This is a genomic window from Campylobacter sp. 2018MI13, from assembly GCF_018501135.1.
In the GTDB taxonomy this organism is placed as follows: Bacteria; Campylobacterota; Campylobacteria; order Campylobacterales; family Campylobacteraceae; genus Campylobacter_E.
Map to the genome: position 1 here is coordinate 1 of NZ_JAHCZC010000342.1, position 237 is coordinate 237.

1 protein-coding gene is annotated in these 237 nt (G+C 30.8%); it reads right to left on the minus strand.

Features of this window, described 5'->3' with window-relative positions; translation table 11 throughout:
- A partial coding sequence (locus KJQ99_RS10305) for a hypothetical protein (protein WP_214150787.1) occupies positions 1-237 on the minus strand: 237 nt, incomplete at both ends.

Consider the following 237-nt stretch of genomic DNA (forward strand, 5'->3'; position numbering starts at 1 on the left):
CGTTTTTATCTTTTACTCTTTCGCCACTTTCATCTCTTTTTTCTTCTAACAAATTCCCTAAAGCTTTTAAATCGCCCTTAGCAATATTTACATCACTTGTAAAACTTGATTTATTAGCATTTAAATTACCTTCTGTAATATAAACACCGCCTGTATTTTCAAAACTACTAACAATAGTATTTATATCGCCTTTAGTAACTTTTACAACCCCATCTCCACTCATTTCAAAACCAGTTG